General features: G+C 71.3%; 21 protein-coding genes and 1 pseudogene. 8 read left to right on the top strand and 14 right to left on the bottom strand.

Annotated elements, in window-relative coordinates:
- Nucleotides 1-17: 17 nt before the first annotated feature.
- Together greA and BGO91_RS21770 are read right to left on the bottom strand one after the other, a co-directional pair.
- Nucleotides 18-509 (bottom strand): transcription elongation factor GreA, encoded by a 492-nt coding sequence (gene greA / locus BGO91_RS21765; RefSeq protein WP_290474822.1) that lies wholly within the window; start codon nucleotides 507-509, stop codon nucleotides 18-20.
- 108 nt (nucleotides 510-617) lie between these two features.
- Nucleotides 618-1,013 (bottom strand): DUF4307 domain-containing protein, encoded by a 396-nt coding sequence (locus BGO91_RS21770; RefSeq protein ID WP_290474823.1) that lies wholly within the window; start codon nucleotides 1,011-1,013, stop codon nucleotides 618-620.
- Between the two features lie 135 nt (nucleotides 1,014-1,148).
- Here BGO91_RS21770 and BGO91_RS21775 point away from each other — a divergent pair, with 135 nt between their 5' ends.
- Complete coding sequence (locus tag BGO91_RS21775; protein ID WP_290474824.1) at nucleotides 1,149-1,424, top strand: hypothetical protein; 276 nt, start codon at nucleotides 1,149-1,151, stop codon at nucleotides 1,422-1,424.
- Nucleotides 1,425-1,457: 33 nt separating this feature from the next.
- Here the strand turns inward: BGO91_RS21775 and BGO91_RS21780 are convergent, their stop codons facing one another.
- Entirely contained in the window at nucleotides 1,458-2,276 is an 819-nt protein-coding gene (locus BGO91_RS21780) for a hemolysin III family protein (protein ID WP_290474825.1), read from the bottom strand.
- A gap of 72 nt (nucleotides 2,277-2,348) precedes the next feature.
- Between BGO91_RS21780 and BGO91_RS21785 the strand changes: the two genes are divergently transcribed.
- From BGO91_RS21785 to BGO91_RS21800, 4 genes are all read left to right on the top strand, one after another.
- Nucleotides 2,349-3,143 (top strand): isoprenyl transferase, encoded by a 795-nt coding sequence (locus BGO91_RS21785; protein WP_290474826.1) that lies wholly within the window; start codon nucleotides 2,349-2,351, stop codon nucleotides 3,141-3,143.
- 347 nt (nucleotides 3,144-3,490) lie between these two features.
- Nucleotides 3,491-4,606 (top strand): aminotransferase class V-fold PLP-dependent enzyme, encoded by a 1,116-nt coding sequence (locus tag BGO91_RS21790; RefSeq protein ID WP_290474827.1) that lies wholly within the window; start codon nucleotides 3,491-3,493, stop codon nucleotides 4,604-4,606.
- A 229-nt stretch (nucleotides 4,607-4,835) separates the two neighbouring features.
- Nucleotides 4,836-6,179 carry a PhoH family protein gene (locus BGO91_RS21795; RefSeq protein WP_290474828.1) on the top strand — a complete coding sequence of 448 codons (1,344 nt, stop codon included), beginning with the start codon at nucleotides 4,836-4,838 and terminating at the stop codon, nucleotides 6,177-6,179.
- A gap of 113 nt (nucleotides 6,180-6,292) precedes the next feature.
- Nucleotides 6,293-7,090 (top strand): hypothetical protein, encoded by a 798-nt coding sequence (locus BGO91_RS21800; protein ID WP_290474829.1) that lies wholly within the window; start codon nucleotides 6,293-6,295, stop codon nucleotides 7,088-7,090.
- A gap of 101 nt (nucleotides 7,091-7,191) precedes the next feature.
- Here the strand turns inward: BGO91_RS21800 and BGO91_RS21805 are convergent, their stop codons facing one another.
- The 5 genes from BGO91_RS21805 to xseA are packed head-to-tail and all read right to left on the bottom strand — an operon-like array spanning nucleotide 7,192 to nucleotide 11,509.
- Nucleotides 7,192-8,598: an aspartate ammonia-lyase gene (locus BGO91_RS21805; RefSeq protein WP_290474830.1), complete on the bottom strand. Its 1,407-nt coding sequence runs from the start codon at nucleotides 8,596-8,598 to the stop codon at nucleotides 7,192-7,194.
- A gap of 37 nt (nucleotides 8,599-8,635) precedes the next feature.
- Nucleotides 8,636-9,304, bottom strand: a complete 669-nt coding sequence (locus BGO91_RS21810; RefSeq protein WP_290474831.1) for a carbonic anhydrase — start codon at nucleotides 9,302-9,304, stop codon at nucleotides 8,636-8,638.
- Entirely contained in the window at nucleotides 9,305-9,961 is a 657-nt protein-coding gene (locus BGO91_RS21815; RefSeq protein WP_290474832.1) for a DUF4245 domain-containing protein, read from the bottom strand.
- Nucleotides 9,958-10,209: an exodeoxyribonuclease VII small subunit gene (locus tag BGO91_RS21820; protein WP_039922461.1), complete on the bottom strand. Its 252-nt coding sequence runs from the start codon at nucleotides 10,207-10,209 to the stop codon at nucleotides 9,958-9,960. Before BGO91_RS21820 ends, BGO91_RS21815 begins: the two co-directional genes overlap by 4 nt.
- Nucleotides 10,210-10,219: 10 nt before the next feature.
- Nucleotides 10,220-11,509, bottom strand: coding sequence for an exodeoxyribonuclease VII large subunit (xseA, locus tag BGO91_RS21825; protein ID WP_290474833.1), 1,290 nt, complete (start codon nucleotides 11,507-11,509; stop codon nucleotides 10,220-10,222).
- 78 nt (nucleotides 11,510-11,587) lie between these two features.
- Here xseA and BGO91_RS21830 point away from each other — a divergent pair, with 78 nt between their 5' ends.
- The gene (locus BGO91_RS21830) at nucleotides 11,588-12,628 is read left to right on the top strand and encodes a 4-hydroxy-3-methylbut-2-enyl diphosphate reductase (RefSeq protein WP_290474872.1); all 1,041 of its coding nucleotides are present in this window, start codon (nucleotides 11,588-11,590) and stop codon (nucleotides 12,626-12,628) included.
- 94 nt (nucleotides 12,629-12,722) lie between these two features.
- On the opposite strand, the gene BGO91_RS21835 is transcribed toward BGO91_RS21830, so the two are convergent.
- Nucleotides 12,723-13,523 carry a PP2C family serine/threonine-protein phosphatase gene (locus tag BGO91_RS21835; RefSeq protein ID WP_290474873.1) on the bottom strand — a complete coding sequence of 267 codons (801 nt, stop codon included), beginning with the start codon at nucleotides 13,521-13,523 and terminating at the stop codon, nucleotides 12,723-12,725.
- A gap of 21 nt (nucleotides 13,524-13,544) precedes the next feature.
- Nucleotides 13,545-13,907, bottom strand: a pseudogene (locus BGO91_RS21840) (helix-turn-helix domain-containing protein); the annotation flags it as partial.
- Nucleotides 13,908-14,001: 94 nt separating this feature from the next.
- On the opposite strand from BGO91_RS21840, the gene BGO91_RS21845 reads away from it, so the two are divergent.
- A complete protein-coding gene (locus BGO91_RS21845; protein WP_290474834.1) occupies nucleotides 14,002-14,871 on the top strand; it encodes an SDR family oxidoreductase in 870 nt (289 codons plus the stop codon).
- Nucleotides 14,872-14,896: 25 nt separating this feature from the next.
- Here BGO91_RS21845 and BGO91_RS21850 read toward each other — a convergent pair whose 3' ends face one another.
- Both BGO91_RS21850 and fbaA read right to left on the bottom strand, forming a co-directional pair.
- Complete coding sequence (locus BGO91_RS21850; RefSeq protein ID WP_290474835.1) at nucleotides 14,897-15,547, bottom strand: DUF6264 family protein; 651 nt, start codon at nucleotides 15,545-15,547, stop codon at nucleotides 14,897-14,899.
- 64 nt (nucleotides 15,548-15,611) lie between these two features.
- On the bottom strand, nucleotides 15,612-16,640 hold the full coding sequence (gene fbaA / locus BGO91_RS21855) for a class II fructose-bisphosphate aldolase (protein WP_021765778.1): 1,029 nt from the start codon (nucleotides 16,638-16,640) through the stop codon (nucleotides 15,612-15,614).
- Between the two features lie 204 nt (nucleotides 16,641-16,844).
- Here fbaA and glpX point away from each other — a divergent pair, with 204 nt between their 5' ends.
- Entirely contained in the window at nucleotides 16,845-17,846 is a 1,002-nt protein-coding gene (glpX, locus tag BGO91_RS21860) for a class II fructose-bisphosphatase (RefSeq protein WP_290474836.1), read from the top strand.
- Nucleotides 17,847-17,940: 94 nt separating this feature from the next.
- On the opposite strand, the gene rmuC is transcribed toward glpX, so the two are convergent.
- Nucleotides 17,941-19,380, bottom strand: a complete 1,440-nt coding sequence (gene rmuC / locus BGO91_RS21865; protein WP_290474837.1) for a DNA recombination protein RmuC — start codon at nucleotides 19,378-19,380, stop codon at nucleotides 17,941-17,943.
- Nucleotides 19,381-19,587: 207 nt separating this feature from the next.
- Nucleotides 19,588-20,169: an exonuclease domain-containing protein gene (locus tag BGO91_RS21870; RefSeq protein ID WP_290474838.1), complete on the bottom strand. Its 582-nt coding sequence runs from the start codon at nucleotides 20,167-20,169 to the stop codon at nucleotides 19,588-19,590.
- Between the last annotated feature and the right edge of the window lie 41 nt (nucleotides 20,170-20,210).

The following is a 20,210-nucleotide window of genomic DNA, read 5'->3' on the forward strand; positions in this document are numbered from 1 at the left end:
GTGATGCTGAGACGTCGTTACTGTCCGGCGTAGGTCTCGACCTGGGTGATCTCCACCGCGATCTGACGGCCGTTCGGGGCCGTGTACTCGGTCTTGTCGCCGATGTTGAGGCCGAGGATGGCCGCACCGAGCGGGCTCTGCTCGCTGTACACGGGCAGCTCGCTGCCGGCCGCGATCTCGCGGTTGCCGATGAGGAAGACGCTCTCGTCCCCCGCGATGGTCGCGGTCACGACCGTGCCCGGCTCCACGACGCCGTGGCTCTCCGGTGCGTCGCCGACGGTGGCGGAGCGCAGCAGGTTGGTCAGCTGCACGATGCGGGCCTCGATCTTGCCCTGCTCGTCCTTGGCGGCGTGGTAGCCGCCGTTCTCCTTGAGGTCGCCCTCCTCGCGGGCCGCCTCGATGCGCTTCGCGATCTCGTTGCGGCCGTTGATGCTGAGCTCCTCGAGTTCCGCCGCGAGGCGGTCGTAGGCATCCTGGGTCAGAAAGGTGACCGGTGTCTCCTGGGCCATGGTGAGCTCCTTTGCGCCCGCGGCGATGGCCGCGTGGGCAGATAGGCCGGCCGGGGCCGGTGGGTAAAGTAGACGCCCCGACCTCGGTCGGGGCGTATCCACAGAATGCTAGGTCAGCCAGCAGGTGTTAATCAAACCTGTGTTGCTCTGCTGGATGGTGCGGATCGTCTCGGTGTGCTGGGTGACCCGGAGGTCGGAGCCCGGGTAGCTGACGATGCGCCAGCCGACGATCGCGAAGTCTTCGTTGAGCGCCTGGATGGCGCAGGTGACGGGCGTCCCCTTCGGCGCGTTGATCGTGAAGCTGATGTCGACGTGGTGGGCGTCGGTGATGGTGTACGCGGTGTCGGTGGCCTCCAGATCGGACTGGTTGTTGTCCCAGCCGGCCCAGAAGACCCAGGCGACGACGACCACGAGCACGGCGACCGCCCCGCCGATGAGGAACCAGCGGTCGCGGCGCTTGCGCTGCGGGGTACGCCCGTATCGGCGATCGATGGTCTCCGTCACGGCCATGCTCGCCGGTTCCGCCTCTCGGTACACGTTCAGGCCTGCCGTCGGGGCGGCGGTAGGCTGAGTCAAGACTAGGAGACGAAGCTGAGAATCGCGGCTTCCTCCCGACTCGAGAGAAGAGATCCCCGAACGATGATCGCCGACGCCCTCCTGCACGCCTCCGTCTGGCTGGCCGCGACGCCGACCCCGACCCCGTCGAGCGGCCCCAGTGAGGATCAGGTCACCCCGGGCGTCGTCGGATTCGTCGTCACCTTCCTCGTCGCGGTCGCCGTGGTGCTCCTGGTGATCGACATGGTCCGCCGCATCCGCCGCGTGCGCTACCGCGCCGAGATCGCCGCGAAGCTCGACGCCGAGCAGGCGGGCGAGCAGAGTGCCGCGCAGGCCGCCGAGGACGACGACCGGGCGTAGCCCGCTCAGCCGGCTCCGCTCAGCCCGCTCCGCTCAGCCGACGTTGTAGGCCGGGTGCAGGGCGATCAGCAGCGTGGCCGTCCAGTGGCAGAGGAACGCCAGCACGGTCAGCGTGTGGAAGATCTCGTGGAAGCCGAACTTTCCCGGGAACGGGTTGGGCCGCTTCACGCCGTAGATGACGGCGCCGACCGTGTAGAACACGCCGCCGACGAGCACGAGCACCATCATGGCGACGTTGGCGTTCACCAGGTCGACGATGTACATCATCGCCGCCCAGCCCAGCAGCAGGTAGATCGGCACGTACAGCCAGCGCGGGGCGTTGATCCAGAACACCCGGAAGCCGATCCCGAGCAGGGCGCCGCCCCAGACGAAGCAGAGCAGCAGGACCCCCTTCGCCGGCGGGAGCGCGAGCACCGCGAGCGGCGTGTAGGTGCCGGCGATCAGCAGAAAGATGTTGGCGTGGTCGATGCGCTTCAGGATGACCTTGGTGCGCGGCTTCCAATTGAAGCGGTGGTACAGCGCCGAGTTGCCGAAGAGCAGCATCGAGGTGAGCACGAAGACGGCCGACGCCCACTTGGCGGGAGCGCCCTGCGCGAGGCAGATGAGCACGATGCCCGCAGCGATGGTGAACGGGAAGGTGCCCGCGTGGATCCAGCCGCGCCAGGTCGGCTTGATCTCGCCCGGATTGGCCGGGGAGGCATCCAGCAGCGGGATGTTCGGCAGGTCTCGTCCCTGATCGCGCGCCGCGGCGTCGTCCGCCTGGACGGCCGCGTCCGACGCGTCGAGCGACGAGGCGGGCTCGTGCAGCAGCTCGGCGACATCCTCGGGTTCGTGGCGGTTACGGGGCGACATGGCCCAAGCGTAGGGGAATCCGGTGGCGGGATGCTGAGAGCCGCACCAAGTGCGGGGCGCTAACGTATCCCCGTGAGCAAACGCAGTACCGTCCCGGGGAGCGGGCTGCTCTACGGGCTCTACCAGAAGCGGCTGCGCCGTGAGCTGGCGGGACTGGGCGAGCAGGCACTCCCGAAGCATGTCGCCATGATCATCGACGGCAATCGGCGCTGGGCGCGGCAGGCCGGGCTCACCACCGTGGCCCACGGGCACCGCGCCGGAGCCGCGAAGATGCGCGAGTTCCTGGAATGGTGCGACGACCTGGGCGTCTCCGTCGCCACGCTGTACCTGCTGTCGAGCGACAACCTCACCAACCGCGAGAGCACGGAGCTGTCCGCGCTCATCGAGATCATCGCCGAACTGGCCGACGACCTCTCCCGCTACCGCGACTGGCGCGTCCAACACGTCGGCTCGACCGCCGGCCTCCCGGAGCCCCTCGTCGCCGCCCTCGTGGCCGCCGAGCAGCGCACGGCCGGCAACACCGGCATGCACATCAACCTCGCGGTCGGCTACGGCGGACGCAAGGAGATCACGGACGCGATGCGCAGCATCGTCGCCGCCCACCACGCCGACGGCGGCAGCCTCGAGACGCTGGCCGACCTCCTGACCCCGGACATGATCGGCGAGCACCTCTACACCGGCGGCCAGCCCGATCCCGACCTCGTCATCCGCACTTCGGGCGAGCAGCGGCTCAGCGACTTCATGCTCTGGCAGAGCGCCCACTCCGAGTTCTACTTCGTGGAGGCCCTCGGGCCGGACCTGCGCGAGGTCGACTTCCTGCGCGCCGTGCGCGACTACTCCCGCCGCCAGCGCCGCTTCGGCGGCTGAGCGAGATCGTCCCGGGCACCGATGTCCCGGGCACCGATATCCCGGGCGCCGATGTCCGGGCGCTGTCGCCACCGGAGGAGATTCGCGGCTCCCATCCGGGACTCCCCTCCCTTCCCTGCCGCCACGCCGCGCGCAGCCCCGAAACTCCTCCGTTGCCGACAGGCCGGCCGCCCGGTGGCGAGGGGCGGAGATCCACCCCGCCACGCCGTGAACGAGCAGGGAACGGAGGATGCGGCCGGCGCTCGCGCGGACAGGTCCTCCGCTCTCGACGGCGCGTGGCCGACGGCGCGCCGCCGCCGGACTCGCCGCGGGCCCCGTCGACCGGCAGAATCGTACGGGAGGTTCGGATGACGTCTGTCGAAGAGTTCGCGCACGGGTTCGGCGAGGAGCCGGGTTACCTGGACTACGGCCGGGTGGGCCCGATCTCGCAGGCGGTGCGCGTGGAGGCGTCCGCCCAGTACGAGCTCCTCGCGCGGGCGCGCTACGGGACCGTCGACCGGCTGCACGCCGAGGACGTCCGCGTGCGCGACGCCGTCTCCGCCCTCACCGGGTTCCCCGCCGACCGGATCGCCTTCCAGCCGAACGCATCCATCGGCCTGATGCACGCCGCGTTCGGGCTCACCGGAGGCGAGGTCCTGCTCTCCCGCGCGGAGTTCCCCTCGGTCACCTACGCCGCCGTCCGGGCCGCGCAGGCGATGCGCGTCATCACGCCGACCTGGCTCGAGACCGACCACGGCCGGGTCACGCCCGCGCAGATCCGCGAGCAGATCACCCCGGCGACGAGCGCCGTGATGGTGAGCCTCGTCGACTCCCGCACCGGCTACCTGGCCGACATCGACGGCATCCGGCAGGTCATCGGCGATCGCCTGCTCATCGTCGACGCCATCCAGGGCTTCGGCGTGGTGGATGCGCCGTACGAGGTCGCCGACGTCGTGCTCGCCGGCGGTCAGAAGTGGGCGCGCGCGGGCTGGGGGACCGGCTTCCTCGCGCTGAGCGAGCGGGCGATCGACCACCTCACGCCGGTGTTCAGCGGCTGGACGGGCACGACGGAGGGACTCACCTGGGACGAGGTCGTCGAGCCGGCGCACGGTGCGAAGGCGTTCTCCATTTCCAACCCGGACCCGGTGGCGCAGTCCCGTTTCGCGGCCGCCCTCGAGGACATCGCGGCGGCGGGCGTGCCCGCGATCTCCGACGCCGTCGCGGACGGTGTGGAGCGGGTCATCGATCTGGCGGACGAGTTCGCCCTGCCGGTCATCTCCCCGCGCAACCCGGCCGAGCGCGCCGGGATCGTCGTCGTGGAGCCGCCGGAGAGCCTGACCGCGCTGAGCGCCTCCCTGTTCAACCACGGCGTGACCGCGTCCGTGCGCCCGACGTCCGTGCGGTTCAGCGTGCACGCGGGGACCACGGAGGAGACGCTCGGGATGCTGCGCGCGGCCTTCACCTCGTACGCGTCGGCGATCTGACGCGCGCGTTCAGGCGCGCGTCCAGCCTCCACTACTGGGGGCGATTGTTCACCTGATGGAAACGCGACACGCGGGTCGTCCGGCGTTTCGTGTCGGAGGTGCGGCGTAGGTTCAAGGCATCGGGCATGGCGCCCGGTCGAGACGGCCACATAAGTTCGTTTCGGAACCCAGCGGCCGACTCGCCAAGTTGATCCGCAGCCCTCGCGGGGGCGGCGGGGTGGGAGTGGTCGTGGCTGAATCAAAGACCCGGCAGTTCGAGGCGGCACCCGACGGAACGAAGCAGGCCGAGCGCACGTACGTGCTCGACACCTCGGTCCTCCTGTCGGATCCCAAGGCGATCCACCGGTTCGCGGAGCATTCCGTGGTCATCCCGGTGGTCGTCGTCAGCGAACTCGAGGGCAAGCGGAACGACCCGGAACTCGGGTACTTCGCACGGCAGGCGCTGCGCAACCTGGACGACCTGCGGGTGGAGCACGAACGGCTCGACTTCCCGATCCCGATCGGGGAGGGCGGCTCGCTGCGGGTGGAGCTGAACCACTCCAGCATGGCGGTGCTCCCGAGCGGGCTGCAGCTCGGCGACAACGACTCCCGCATCCTCGCGGTCGCCCTCAACCTGGCGAACGACGGACTCGACGTCACGGTCGTCTCCAAGGACCTCCCGCTGCGCGTCAAGGCCGCCTCGGTCGGCCTCGCCGCCGAGGAGTACCGGCACGAGCAGGTCGTCGACTCCGGCTGGACCGGGCTCGCCGATATCTCCCTCGGCAGCGACCAGATGAGCGACCTCTACGAGGAGGAGGGGATGCGCACCCCTCTCGTCGACGCCCTCCCCGTCAACACCGGTCTCGTCATCCACTCGGACCGCGGTTCGGCGCTCGGCCGCGTGGTGGCGAAGGGCGAGGTCAAGCTCGTCCGCGGCGACCGCGACGTCTTCGGCCTCCACGGCCGCTCGGCGGAGCAGCGGCTCGCCATCGACCTGCTGCTCGACCCCGAGATCGGCATCCTCTCCCTCGGCGGGCGCGCCGGAACCGGCAAGTCGGCGCTCGCGCTGTGCGCCGGCCTCGAGGCCGTGCTCGAGCGGCAGCAGCACAAGAAGATCATGGTGTTCCGCCCGCTGTACGCGGTCGGCGGCCAGGAGCTCGGCTACCTGCCGGGCGACCAGGGCGAGAAGATGAACCCGTGGGGTCAGGCGGTCTTCGACACCCTCGGCGCGCTCGTCTCGCAGAACGTGCTCGACGAGGTGCTCGACCGCGGCATCCTCGAGGTGCTGCCGCTCACGCACATCCGCGGCCGCTCGCTGCATGACGCGTTCGTGATCGTCGACGAGGCGCAGTCCCTGGAGCGCAATGTGCTTCTCACGGTGCTCAGCCGCATCGGGCAGAACTCGCGCGTGGTCCTCACCCACGACGTCGCCCAGCGCGACAACCTCCGGGTGGGCCGCCACGACGGCGTCGCCTCGGTGATCGAGACGCTCAAGGGGCACCCGCTGTTCGCCCACGTGACCCTGACCCGTTCCGAGCGCTCGGCGATCGCGGCGCTCGTGACGGAGATGCTGGAGGCCAACGAGCTGGCGTGAGCGGACCGGCGCCCGCTGAGCACGCCGCTCGTCCCAGCGTGTGGATCGTCGCGGGATACCGAGATGTTCTGTGCGTTTCTCCCGTGAGAGTGGCCGCCTCCTAGCGTGGAGGCATGGGGGGAAACACAGGGATCCGGATCCTGACCGCGGTCGGGCTGGCCGTCGCACTGGGGGGAGTGCGGGGAGTCGGCCCGGCCGCGGTGGCCGCGTTCTACGTGGCCGCCGTGACGGTGCCGCTGGTCGTCACGGACGTGCGCGAGCAGAGGTTGCCGAACGCGCTCGTGCTGCCAGGGTACGCGTTCGCCGCGCTCGGGCTCGCGTGGGACGCGCTGGCGCGCGGCTCGCCGGGGGCTGACGCGGGGGCGGCGGTGGTCGGCGTGGTGCCCGTGGTCGCCGCGGGGCCGGGGGCGGTTGCCGTGGTTGCCGTGGTCGCCGTGGGAGTGGGCGTGCTCGGGCTGTTCGTGCTGCTCGCGTGGACCGGCGGGCTCGGGATGGGGGATGCGAAGCTCGCCGGGCTGCTCGCGATCGCGCTGGGGGCGGTGGCGCCGGTGGGCGCGGCGGGGGCTGCGGTGCCGGCGGGCGCGTTGGGTGCGGTGGGCGTGGCGGGGGCTGCGGTGCCAGCGGGTCCGCTGGACGCGGTGGTGCCGCTGGGCATGGCGGTGCCGGTGCTGGTGTGGGTGGTGGCGGTGTTCCTCGCGGCCGCACTGCACGGCGTCATCGAGGGCGTGGTGCGGCGCTGGAGCCGGGGGCGTGAGGCCCTGGGGCGTGAGGCCCTGGGGCGTGAGAGCCGGGGGAGTGAGGCCCTGGGGAACGAGGCACCGGGGAGTGAGGGCCCGGGGAGCCGGCGGCGGGAGGTCGCCTTCGGGCCGGCGATGCTCGGGGCGTTCTGGATGGTGGTGATCGCCGTGTAGAGGGCGCGGCGACCGAACTGGTCGTCACAACACGCCGCGCCGGAGGTGCCGGGCGCGGCGTGTTGCGACAACTGGGTGGTGCGGGTGGTGCGGTGGCGGGCTCAGCCCGGGTGGGTCATGCTCAGCACGTCGAGGGCGGTGTCCAGCTGCTCCAGCGTGACCTCGCCGCGGTCGACGAAGCCGAGGTCGATGACGGCCTCGCGCACCGTGATGCCCTGGGCGACCGAGTGCTTGGCGACCTTGGCGGCGGCCTCGTAGCCGATCACGCGGTTCAGCGGCGTGACGATGGACGGGCTCGACTCGGCGAACGCGCGGGCGCGGTCGAGGTTGGCCTCGAGACCGTCGACGGTCTTGTCGGCGAGCACACGGCTCGCCTGCGTGAGCAGACGGATCGACTCGAGCAGCGCGGTGCCCATGACGGGGATGGCGACGTTCAGCTCGAAGAGACCCGATGCGCCGCTCCACGCGATGGTGGCGTCGTTGCCGACGACGCGGCTGGCGACCATGAGCACGGCCTCCGGGATGACCGGGTTGACCTTGCCGGGCATGATCGACGAGCCGGGCTGCAGGTCCGGGATGTGGATCTCGCCGAGACCGGTGTTCGGGCCGGAGCCCATCCAGCGCAGGTCGTTGCAGATCTTGGTCAGGCTGACGGCGATGGTCCGCAGGGCGCCGGAGGCCTCGACGAGCGCGTCGCGGTTGGCCTGCGCCTCGAAGTGGTCGCGGGCCTCCGTGATCGGCAGCTCGGTCTCGGCGGTGAGCAGCTCGATGACCAGCTGCGGGAAGCCGAGCGGGGTGTTGATGCCGGTGCCGACGGCGGTGCCGCCGAGCGGGACCTCGGCGACGCGGGGGAGAGCCGACCGCACGCGCTCGATGCCGTAGCGGATCTGCGCGGCGTAGCCGCCGAACTCCTGGCCGAGGGTCACGGGGGTGGCGTCCATGAGGTGGGTGCGGCCCGACTTCACGGCGGTCGCCCACGCGGCGGCCTTGGCCTCCAGCGACACCGCGAGGTGGTCGAGCGCGGGGATGAGGTCGTCGATGAGCGCGCCGGTGACGGCGATGTGCACCGAGGTCGGGAAGACGTCGTTCGACGACTGCGACGCGTTGACGTGGTCGTTCGGGTGCACCGGCTTGCCCAGGCGACGCGACGCGAGCGTCGCCAGGACCTCGTTCATGTTCATGTTCGACGAGGTGCCCGACCCGGTTTGGTAGACGTCGATCGGGAACTCGGCGTCGTGCGCTCCGCTCACGACCTCGTCGGCCGCGGCGGCGATGGCGTCGGCGATCTCCTGGTCGAGGACGCCGAGGCGCGCGTTGGCGAGGGCCGCGGACTTCTTGATGCGGGCCAGCGCCGCGATCTGGGTCGGCTCGAGCACCGATCCCGAGATGGGGAAGTTCTCGACGGCTCGCTGCGTCTGCGCGCTGTAGAGCGCGGCCGCGGGAACGCGGACCTCGCCCATCGTGTCGTGCTCGATGCGGTACTCGGCGTCCGCCTGGGTGTCCACCACGGTGTGTTCTTCCTTTCTGATGCCGAAGACGCTGCGGTCAGCGTTCGGGCTGCTGTTCGGCGACCGGATCGGTCATGCCGACGACGATGTCGGGGACGACCCGACCTTCCTGGAGACGGTAGTTCGCCCCGACGATGGCGAGGACGTTGTCGGCCACGGCGGTGCTGATGATCTCCGAGCGGGCGAGCAGCTCGGCGACGGTGTCGCGCAGGTGCTCGCGGCCGACCTCCATCGGGTCGGCGGCGCCGGGTGCGACCGGCTCGGCGTCTCGGGTGCCGCTGACGCGGTGGACGGCGGGGACGATCGGCGCGATGAGGTTGGCGATGTGCGGCGGCAGCGGCTCGGCGTCCGGCGCCTGCGAGGCGATCGCCGACGCGACCGCGCCGCACGAGTCGTGGCCGAGCACGAGGATCAGCGGCACCTTGAGGACGGCGACGGCGTACTCCAGCGAGCCGATGACCGACTCCGACGCCACCTGGCCGGCGTTCCGCACGACGAACGCGTCGCCGAGGCCCATGTCGAAGATGATCTCGGCGGCGAGCCGCGAGTCGGCGCAGCCGAAGATGGCGGCGACCGGCGTCTGGCCGTTCGAGAGCGATTCGCGCCGCTCCACGTCCTGGCGGGGATGCTGCGGGGCGCCGGCGATGAAGCGCTCGTTGCCCGCGAGCATGGCGTTCCAGATACGTCCGGGGCGGGTCGTGGGCATCTATTCGCCTTTCAATGCGGTGATCTGGTCGGCGAGCGACGCGGCCAGGGTGCGGAACTCGGCGTCGTCGGCGGTGCCGACGACGACGATGGAACTGTGGCCGGCGTTCGTGGTGAGCCCGTACTCGACGTCGCCGACGTCGGAGGAGGACTTCCGGTTGTCGTAGACGTCCCAGCGGACGCCGTCGATGTCGCGCGTGCCGGCGATGCGGGACTTGTTCACCTGGTCAGCCACCCAGCTGTCGTTGGCGTTGAAGCCCTGCGTGATGCCGATGTACTCGCCCTTCGGCGTGATCAGCCCGATGTACCAGGAGTCGACGCCGTCCGCCGTCTTGGTGCGCAGCTCGGCGCTGTTCGACTTCCAGTCGGCGGGGAGCTTGGGCACGAGGAGGCGGTCCGCCTGGCTGCCCTGGGCCTCCTGGGCGACGCTGGCGTAGTCGACGGGAGGCTGCGAGGCCGTGGGGTTGCCGCGCGGCACGACCAGCACGATCACGACGACCAGTGCGACCGTCGCGATCAGCGAGTAGACGAGGTTGTTGATCGTCTGCCGGTTGCGGTGGTTCGCGGAGTTCTGCGCCTTGCGGGCGGCGGTCTCCTCGGGCGTCTCGGGGCGGCCGAGCTCGGCGACGACCGCCGGCGGCTTCTCTCGGGGGCTCATTCGCTGTCAGCGGCTCCCGCTGCGGCGGACCCGGCGCGCGCGGCGTCCAGGCGAGCCTTCGCCCCGATCAGCCACTCCTCGCAGTGCCGGGCCAGCGCCTCGCCGCGCTCCCAGAGCGCGATCGACTCCTCGAGCGTCGCGGATCCCTGCTCGAGCTCGGTGACGACACGGACCAGCTCGTCGCGCGCCTCCTCGTAGCTGAGATCGCTGAGGGGGTCCACGCCGGAGGTGGTCTGGGAGGTCGGCATGGCATCCATTCTATTTGCCCGGCCGAGTGCCCGCTGAGTCCGCGTCGGACCGGGCGGGGGAGGGGAGCTCCTCGCCGGCCGTCGCGGCGAACGCGCCGCCCGAGACGGTCACCCGCAGCGCGCTGCCGGGCACCGCCTGGGCCGGGGCCGAGACGACGTGCCCGTCGCCGTTCTGCACGATCGCATAGCCGCGGTCGAGGGTCGCCTGCGGCGAGAGGGCGCGCAGGTGGCCGCGCAGTTCGGCGATCCGCGCGGTCTCCCGCTCGACGCCGCGCTCGACCAGCTCCACCCCGCGCGCCACGTAGCGGGTGAGCTCCTGGGCGCGCGAGTCCACGATCCAGGTCGAGGAGGCCAGGGCCGGGCGGCTGCGCAGATGGCCGATCCGGTCGACCTCGTTGCGGATCATGTGCGTGAGCCGGGCGCCGATGCGGGCGCGGGCCTGGTGCACGCGGGCGAGCTCCTCGGCGACGTCCGGCACGACCCGCTTGGCGGCGTCGGTCGGCGTGGAGGCGCGGAGGTCGGCGACCTCGTCGAGGAGCGGGCGGTCGGCCTCGTGGCCGATCGCGCTGACGATCGGGGTGCTGGCGGCCGCCGCGGCGCGCACCAGGGCCTCGTCGCTGAAGCCGAGCAGGTTCTGGAAGTCGCCGCCGCCGCGGGCGACGATGATGACCTCCACCTCGGGATCGGCGTCCAGGGTCCGGATCGCGGCGACGACCTCCGGCACGGTCCGCTCGCCCTGCACGGCCGAGTAGACGGTGCGGAACCGCACCTGCGGCCAGCGCAGCTGCGCGTTGCGGAGCACGTCCTTCTCGGCGTCGGAGTCGCGGCCGGTGACGAGGCCGATGGTGTGGGGGAGGAACGGGAGGCGCTTCTTGCGCTCGGGCGCGAACAGCCCCTCCGCCGTCAGCTGCTGGCGAAGACGCTCGAGGCGCTCGAGGAGGTCGCCGATGCCGACGTGGCGCATGTCGGAGACCTGCATGGTCAGGGTGCCGCCCTTGACCCAGTAGTTCGGCTTGACCGCCGCGATGACGCGATCGCCTTGCTTGAGGTCGGCCGGGATGCGCGCCTTCACCGACGACCAGATCGTGAAGCTGATCGTGGCGTCGCCGTCGAGGTCCTTGAGCTTGCCGTAGACGTTGCCGCCCGAGACGCCCCACTGGGTGATCTCGCCCTCGACCCACGCCGTGCCCAGCCGGTCGATCCAGCCCTTGATCTTGCCCGCCAGCACCGAGACGGGCCAGGGCGCGTCCAGCGTCGACGGTCCGGGGGTGAACGTGGGCGCGTTCGTGGTCTCCGTCACCGTTCGGGAGCCTCCCATCCGTTCCTCAGCGCTCACCCGTAGGATCGAGGGGTGAGCGACGCGACTATCAGCCTGCCGATGCCCCGGATCCCGCGGACCCCGGGTGCGCGCGGCCGGCTTCAGGATATCCCGGTCGCCGGGAGCAAACGTGTGCTGCTGGCCGCCCCGCGCGGCTATTGCGCCGGCGTCGACCGCGCGGTGGTCGCCGTCGAGAAGGCGATCGAGCACTACGGCTCGCCCGTCTACGTGCGCAAGCAGATCGTGCACAACGTGCACGTCGTCTCCGAGCTCGAGAAGCAGGGCGCGATCTTCGTCGACGAGGTCGACGAGGTGCCCACCGGCTCCCACGTCGTCTTCTCGGCGCACGGTGTCTCGCCGGCGGTCGTCAACGCTGCCTCCGACCGCGGCCTGCACGCGATCGACGCGACCTGCCCGCTGGTCACCAAGGTGCACCGCGAGGCGGTGCGGTTCGCGCGCGACGACTTCGAGATCCTGCTCATCGGCCACGAGGGCCACGAGGAGGTCGAGGGCACCGCGGGCGAGGCGCCCGAGCACGTGACGCTCGTCAACGGCCCGGAGGATGTGGACCGGATCGTCGTCAAGGACCCGGACAAGGTCGTGTGGCTCTCCCAGACCACCCTCTCTGTCGACGAGACCATGGAGACGGTGCGCCGCCTGCGCGAGCGCTTCCCGAACCTCCAGGACCCGCCCAGCGACGACATCTGCTACGCCACCCAGAACCGCCAGGTCGCGATCAAGAAGGTCGCCGAGCAGGCCGAGCTCGTGATCGTGGTCGGCTCCGCCAACTCCTCGAACTCCGTGCGCCTCGTGGAGGTCGCGCTCGAGTACGGCGCCAAGGCCGCGTACCGCATCGACTACGCCAGCGAGATCAAGCAGGAGTGGCTCGACGGCGTCGCCAGCATCGGCGTCACCAGCGGCGCGTCCGTGCCCGAGGTGCTGGTGCAGGAGGTCCTGGAGGACCTCTCCGGCGCCGGCTACCGCGACGTCGAAGAGGTCAAGACGGCCGAGGAGGACCTCATGTTCTCCCTGCCGAAGGAGCTCCGGAAAGACATCACCGGCAAGCAGGACGCCCGCGCGATCGGCGGCCGCGGCCGCTGAGCCGATGAACCGCCCTCGGCGGTCGTGACACGCCCTTTCCCGCCGTTATTCCGGTGCCAGAAGGGCGCGTCGTGACGGTTCGCCGCGGCGGGACCTACACCGAGCGGGAGGACGCCGGGTCGTCGGCCGCCGAGCCGCCGAACACCGGGGTGTAGGCCGGGGACTCGGGATACTCGACGACGTCCGCGACGATCACCGACACGTTGTCGCGCGCCTCGTGGGTGCGGGCGATCTCCAGGAGGGCGTCCGCCGCCTCCTGAGGCGTCCCCGACCCGAGGGCCGCAGCGATCGTCTCGCGCGCGACGTAATCGGTCAGACCGTCGCTGGCGAGCAGCCAGCGGTCGCCGCGCCGCGCCGGCTCCGCGGTCACGTGGAGCGCGGCCGCATCCTCCGGATCGCCGCCGAGGACGTGGGTCACGACCGAACGCAGCGGATGGTGGGGCGCGTCGGCCTCGCTGATGGCGCCGGAGTCGACGAGCTCGGCGACCAGCGAGTCGTCCCGCGTCACCTGCTCCATCCGTCCGGACCGCAGCCGGTAGGCGCGCGAGTCGCCGGTGTGCGCCACCTGGATCCGCGCGCCGTCGGCGAACAGCCCGGCGAAGGTCGTCGCCATCCCGGCGAGGGCGGGGTCGACCCGCACGCGGAGCGCGAGATCGGCGTTCGCGACCGCGATCAGCTCGCGGAGCCGGTCTTCGGAAGGGACGCGCCCGCCCGTCGCATCCAGCATCGACGCGAGCCGGATCGCGACCGTCGCGGACGCGACCTCCCCGGCCGCGTGGCCGCCGACGCCGTCGGCGACGAACGCGGACCACGCGGAGGCGTAGAGGGAGTCCTCGTTGCCGTCGCGGTAGTCCCCGCGGGTCGACGCCTGGCCCGTCGCGAACCCGAGCGGCACGGGAGGGGCGGCCGGCTCGCCGGAGAGGATGGCGTCGGCGTTGCCGGCGATCCATTCCATCAGCGGCAGCAGGTGCTCGGTCAGGTCGTGCCCGCGCGGCGTGAGGCTGTAGTCGACGCGCGGCGGGATGGTCGGCTGGGCCGTGCGGAGCACGAAGCCGTCCGCCTCGAGCGTGCGGAGCGTCTGTGCGAGCATCTTCTCGCTGATCCCCTGCACGGTGCGCCGCAGCTCGCCCCAGCGCAGATCGCTCTGGGAGAGCGCGACGAGCACGAGCACGCCCCAGGTGCTCGTGACGTGATTCAGCACGATGCGGGTCGGGCAGGCCGAGGGGAGCACGCCGTCGGTGAAGCCGAACCCATTGAGTGACGCAAGACTGGTGTCCACGTCAGTAACTTACCAAAAAGTGGGTACCTTCGATCGGGAAGTAATGGGTGGAGACGCCGGTTCACCTCGATGTCCGATCGAAAGGAACCCCTTCATGACCATCGTCGTCACCGGCGCCACCGGCCACCTCGGCCGCCTCACCGTCGACTCCCTGCTCGCCCGCGGCGTCGCCGCCTCCGACATCCGGGCGCTCGGACGCTCCGCCGAGCGGCTCGCACCGCTCGCCGCGCAGGGCGTCGAGACCGCCGTCATCGACTTCGAGAAGCCCGAGACGCTGACCGCCGCCTTCGCCGGCGCGGACGCCGTGCTGCTCGTCTCCGGCTCCGAGGTGGGCAAGCGCGTCCCGCAGCACCGCAACGCCATCGAGGCCGCCGAGGCCGCCGGGGTCGGCCGTCTCGTCTACACGAGCGCGCCGCACGCGACCGACGGCGCCCTCGTCCTTGCGCCGGAGCACAAGGCGACGGAGGAGCTGCTGGCCGCCTCGTCGCTGCCGGTGACCATCCTGCGCAACAACTGGTACACGGAGAACTACACCGGGCTGATCGACCAGGCCGCCGCGACCGGCGAGATCGTCGGCAGCGCGGGCGACGGCCGCGTGGCCAGCGCCTCGCGCAAGGACTACGCGGAGGCGGCCGCCGTCGTGCTCACCACCGACGGCCACGAGGGCGCGGTCTACGAGCTGAGCGGCGACGTCGCCTGGACCTTCGACGAGCTCGCCTCCGCCGTCGGAGCCCTGGCCGGCCGCGAGGTCGTCTACCGGTCGGTGACGCCGGAGGAGCACACGAGCATCCTGACCGGCGCCGGCCTCGACGAGGGCACGGCCGGGTTCGTCGTGGCGCTCGACGGCAACATCCGCGACGGCGAGCTCGCCGACGCGACCAGCACGCTCGCGGAGCTCATCGGCCGGCCCACCACACCGCTGGCGCAGGGCCTCGCCGAGTCGCGCGAGGAGGCGGCGGCCTGACCGTCGCCCCCGGATCGTCGGGGGCTCAGGGCGTCGCCGGTGCCGTGGGCATCGGCGACGCCGGCATCACGCCGCTGTAGAAGTCGATCAGCGCCGGATCCGTCGACAGGATGACGGCCAGGAAGACGAACAGCACCACCAGCGCGACCACGCCGGCCGTGAGCGGGATCCAGAACGACATCCGCCGCCGGACGAGCTGCCACACGGCGAGCCCCGTCGAGATGGCCCAGAGCCCGGTCATCGTCACGGTCCCCGCCGTGATGAGCGTGCCCACCACCGGGGCGGGCGAGAAGTCGCCGAGCCCCTGGGTCGAGTGCAGGAGCTGCATCGAGGTCGGGAACGCCTGCAGGATGGCCACGGAGTACGACATCCCGAAGAAGCCGAAGCCGATCAGCAGGATGGTGAGCGTGAGGTTCCAGCGCGGCGCCGGGGTCCGGCCGGCTGCGGCCCCCGGCGCGGCGCCGGGGTACGGGGGCGTCGTGGGAGGCGGTGCCTGCCGGTAGGGCGCACGCGGGGCCTCCGGTGCCGGCGCCGTCTCGTCGTCGACCGTGGGATTCGGCCGGGCCGTGTCGAGCCGGTCGACGTCCTCCGGCGGCTTCCACACCCACCCGGGCGGGGCCAGCTCGCCGAACTGCGGCCGCGGCCGTTCGTCCGGCTTCGGGTCTTCGTCGGCCATGCCGGCCGCCTCCTTCGGGATACGCGAAGCGGCGGCCGGCCGTAGCCGACCGCCGCCGGGCGGGTTACTTGCCGGAGTGTCCGGCCGAGCCGAGCTGCTGGGTGGCCTCGATCACACGGGCGGCCATCGCCGTCTCCGCGACCTTGCCCCACGCGCGCGGGTCGTACAGCTTCTTGTTGCCGACCTCGCCGTCGACCTTGAGCACGCCGTCGTAGTTCGACAGCATGTAGCCGGCGATCGCGCGGGTGTACGCGTACTGCGTGTCCGTGTCGATGTTCATCTTGATGACACCGTTGCGGACCGCCTCGGCGATCTCCTCGTCGGTCGAGCCCGAGCCGCCGTGGAAGACGAGGTCGAGCGGCTTCGGGCCGGTGCCGTACTTGGCGGCGAGACCGTCCTGGATCTCCTTGAGGAGCTCCGGGCGCAGCTTCACGTTGCCCGGCTTGTAGACGCCGTGGACGTTGCCGAAGGTGAGCGCGGCCATGTAGCGGCCGTTCTCGCCGAGGCCGAGCGCCTCGACGGCCTTCTCCACGTCCGCGAGGGTCGTGTAGAGGGCCTCGTTGGAGCCCTCGTGACGCACGCCGTCCTCCTCGCCGCCGACGACGCCGATCTCGACCTCGAGGATGGCGTTGATGGCCTTCGTGCGCTTGATCATCTCCTGCGCGATCTCGAGGTTCTCGTCCAGCGGCACGGCCGAGCCGTCCCACATGTGGGACTGGAAGATGGGGTTGCGGCCCGCGCGGACCTCCTCCTCGGAGGCGGCGATGAGCGGCAGCACGAAGTCGTCGAGCGCGTTCTTCGGGCAGTGGTCGGTGTGCAGCGCGACGGTGATCGGGTAGTTCTTGGCGACCTCCGTCGCGAACTTCGCGAACGCGAGCGCGCCGGTCGCGCGGGCCTTCACGGTCTGGCCCGCGAAGTAGTCGGCGCCGCCCGTGGTCACCTGGATGATGCCGTCGCTGCCGGCCTCGGTGAGGCCCTGGAGCACCGCGTTGATCGTCGACGACGACGACACGTTGAACGCGGGATAGGCGAACCCGCCGGCCTTCGCTTTGTCGAGCATCTCTGCGTACTGGTCCGGCGTGGCGATGGGCATTGCAGCTCCTTGGGAATCAGGGTGTCGAACGGGTCTCATCATACCGACGACGCCCCGGCGCCCGGCGTGGGGTGTTCCGAACGCGCATCGGAGGTGAACGTTCGTGCGCATCCTGCCGCGCCTGCGCACGGCGTGGATACACTGGCAGCGTCGCCGCGGGCGGCCCAAGACAATGTCGTTCGATTCCGTCCGGGAGGACCCATCATGACCAGCACCGACACCGCATCCCTGTTCCTGCATCCCGACCGGAACCTCGCGATGGAACTGGTGAGAGCGACGGAGGCGGCCGCGATCCGTGCGACGCCGTGGATCGGCCGGGGCGAGAAGAACCTCGCCGACGGTGCTGCGGTGGATGCGATGCGCAAGTTCCTCGGCACGGTCAACTTCGACGGCCTGATCGTCATCGGCGAGGGCGAGAAGGACAACGCTCCCATGCTGTTCAACGGCGAGCACGTCGGCAACGGCCGCGGGCCGGCCTGCGACATCGCGGTCGACCCGATCGACGGCACGTCGCTGACCGCCGCGGGGCGCCAGAACGCGCTCTCCGTGATCGCAGTGTCGGATCGCGGCAGCATGCTCGACGCGTCCAGCGTCTTCTACATGTCCAAGATCGTCACCGGCCCGGAGGGTGCCGGGGTCGTGGACCTCTCGCAGTCGATCGGGGACAACATCCGGGCGCTGGCGAAGGCGAAGGACAAGCCGGTCGGCGAGATCCGCGTGGCGGTGCTGGACCGGCCGCGCCACGCGGAGCTGATCGAGGAGATCCGCGCGGCAGGCGCCGGGACGCGCCTGCTGTTCGACGGCGACGTCGCCGGCGGCATCAACGCGGCCCGCTACGAGTCGCGCATCGATATGTGCGTCGGTATCGGCGGCAGCCCGGAGGGCGTCATCACCGCCGCTGCGGTCAAGGCGCTCGGCGGGTTCATGCAGGGCAAGCTCGCCCCGAAGGACGATGCGGAGCGCGCCGGCGGCATCGCCGCGGGTCTCGACATCGACCGGATCTACGGCGCCGACGACCTGGTGCAGGGCGACAACACGTTCTTCGTCGCCACCGGTGTGACCGACGGCGGCCTCGTCGAGGGCGTGCGCCGCAAGGGACCGATCATCCGCACCGAGTCCATCGTGCTGCGGTCGAAGTCGGGCACCATCCGCCGCGTCATCGCGGACCACCTCGCCGCGAAGTGGCTGGAGCCGGACCAGCTGTAGGGGAGGCTTTCCCACACGCATTCGTGCCGAATGTCGACTCTGGCGGTGCCGGAGTCGACATTCGGCACGAATGTAGCGAGGTGGGGCCGTCGCGTCAGGCCGCGCCGGACTCCTCGTCGCGCTCGTCGCGCTCGTCGCTCGCCCGCGCGTGGGCGCGCTCCTGCTCGTCGAGTGCGAGCTTGTCGATGCCGTGCATGTCGCGGGGCTCGGGCTCGATCTCGACGGTGAGCTCGCTGGTCAGCTCGAAGGCGGTGAGCTCGCGGGGAGACTCCTCGATGCCCTCGATCACGCCGATGACCTTGGACTCGTCGAGGGCGCCCAGCTTGCGGGCGGCCGGGAACACCTGGCGCTCGAACGAGCCGACGAAGCCGTTGTAGTCCTTCACCGTGCGCTCGATGGAACGGCCGAGCTTCTCGATGTGGGTCGCGGTGGTGGCGAGCCGGCTGTAGAGGGTGCGGCTGAGGTCGAAGAGTTGCTTCGCCTCCTGGGTCAGCACATCCTGCTGCCAGCTGAACGCCACCGTCTTGAGCACGGACCACAGGGTCACGGGGGAGGCGAGGGCCACGCGCTTGCCGAACGCGAACTCCATGATCGACGGGTCCGCCTCCAGCGCCGACGACACGAGCGACTCGCTCGGGATGAACGCGATGACGAGCTCGGGGGAGGACTCGAGGCCGGTCCAGTACGCCTTGCTGCCCAGCGCCGTGATGTGGTCGCGCACGGCCTTCACGTGCTGCTTCATCAGCGCCTGGCGCTGCGCGCCCTCCGCACCGGTCGCCGTCGCCGGGATCTGGCTCGCCTCGAGGTACGCGTTGAACGGCACCTTCGCGTCGAGCGCGATGTTCTTGCCACCCGGGAGGCGGACGATCATGTCCGGGCGGCCGGCGCCGGCCTCCGAGTGGATGCTCGACTGCACGTCGAAGTCCACGCGCTCCAGCAGGCCCGCGGCCTCCACGACGCTGCGCAGCTGGGTCTCGCCCCAGACACCGCGGGTGCTGTTGGAGCGGAGCGCCGAGGCGAGGGCCTCCGCGGTGCTGCGCAGCCGCTCCTCCGATTCCGCCGCCGTGCGCAGCTGCTGCGTCAGCTGACCGTGCTGCTCGCTGCGCTGCGACTCGAGCGCGACCACCTTGCGCTGCATGTCGGTGAGGCTCTCGCGCACCGGCGCGAGCGCCTGCAGGACCTTGCTCTCGGCGCGCTCGCGCTCCGTCTGCGCCAGCGCCTCGGCACGGTGCCGCTCGACGGTCTCGCGCTGCAGCTCCTGCGCCGCGCGCAGCTGCTCCTCCAGGGCGTCGACCCGGGACTGCGCGCCGGCCAGGTCGGCCCGGATCTCCGCCTGCACGGCTTGCTCGGCCGCCCGCAGCTCCGCGAGCGCGGTGGTATGCCGCGCCTCGATCACCGCCGGGTCGACCGCGGGGGTCGCCGGAGCGGCGTTCGCCGCCCGGTCGCGCAGCAGCTTCGCGACGGCGAAGCCGGCACCGACGGCGCCGACGACGAGGCCCAGGAGGAGACCGAGGAGCAGGGCGAGGATGTCCATGCCGCCAGTGTGACAGGGGGGTCCGACACTGGGGTGCTCCCGCGCGGCGGAGGGGCGAACGGCCGGTGGCGTGCGGAGGGGATGCGGTGCGGTGCGGCCGGTTTGCGCAGGTTCGGGAGGAGATGTGGGCGCGTGGCGGGCGGATCTCCTCCGTTGGCGACGCACCGTTGGCGACGTGCCGGGAGGCGACGCACGGCGGGGCGGGGGTCAGGCCGCGGCGACCATCCCGATCCGGCCGACCCGGGCGCCGGTGAGGGCCGAGAGGTCGTCGATCGTGGCGGCCTCGTGGCGCTTCGCCGCGTGGATGACGATGGCGGCGCACGCCTCCGCGTCGGCGAGGGCGTCGTGGTGGGCGAAGTCCTCGAAGCCGGCGGCCATCGCCGCGACCGGGAGGCGGTACGAGTCGAGGGAGTAGGTGCGGCGGGCGACCTGCAGGCTGCACAGGTAGCGGTACTCGGGACAGGCGACGGCGGTCGCGGCGCACGCGGCCCGGATGACGCCCATGTCGAAGCCGGCGTTGTGGGCGACGAGGTGGTCGTCCTCCGCGAACTCGACGAGGTCGGCGAGCTGGTCCACCCATCCCGCAGCGCCGATCACGTCCTCGGGCTGGATGCCGTGGATGCGGACGTTCCACTCCTGGAAGTGGTCGTGCCCGAACGGCGGCTGGATGAGCCAGCCGACGCGGTCGACGACCCGGCCGTCCCTGACTTTCACCAGCCCGACGGAGCAGGCGGATGCCGCGGAGGAGTTCGCGGTCTCGAAGTCGATGGCGGTGAAGTCCAGTGTCACGTCGTCATGCTCGCACGGCCCGCCGACACCGCCGGCGCACG

The organism is Leifsonia sp. 71-9, from assembly GCF_001898805.1.
Taxonomy (GTDB): Bacteria; Actinomycetota; Actinomycetes; order Actinomycetales; family Microbacteriaceae; genus Leifsonia.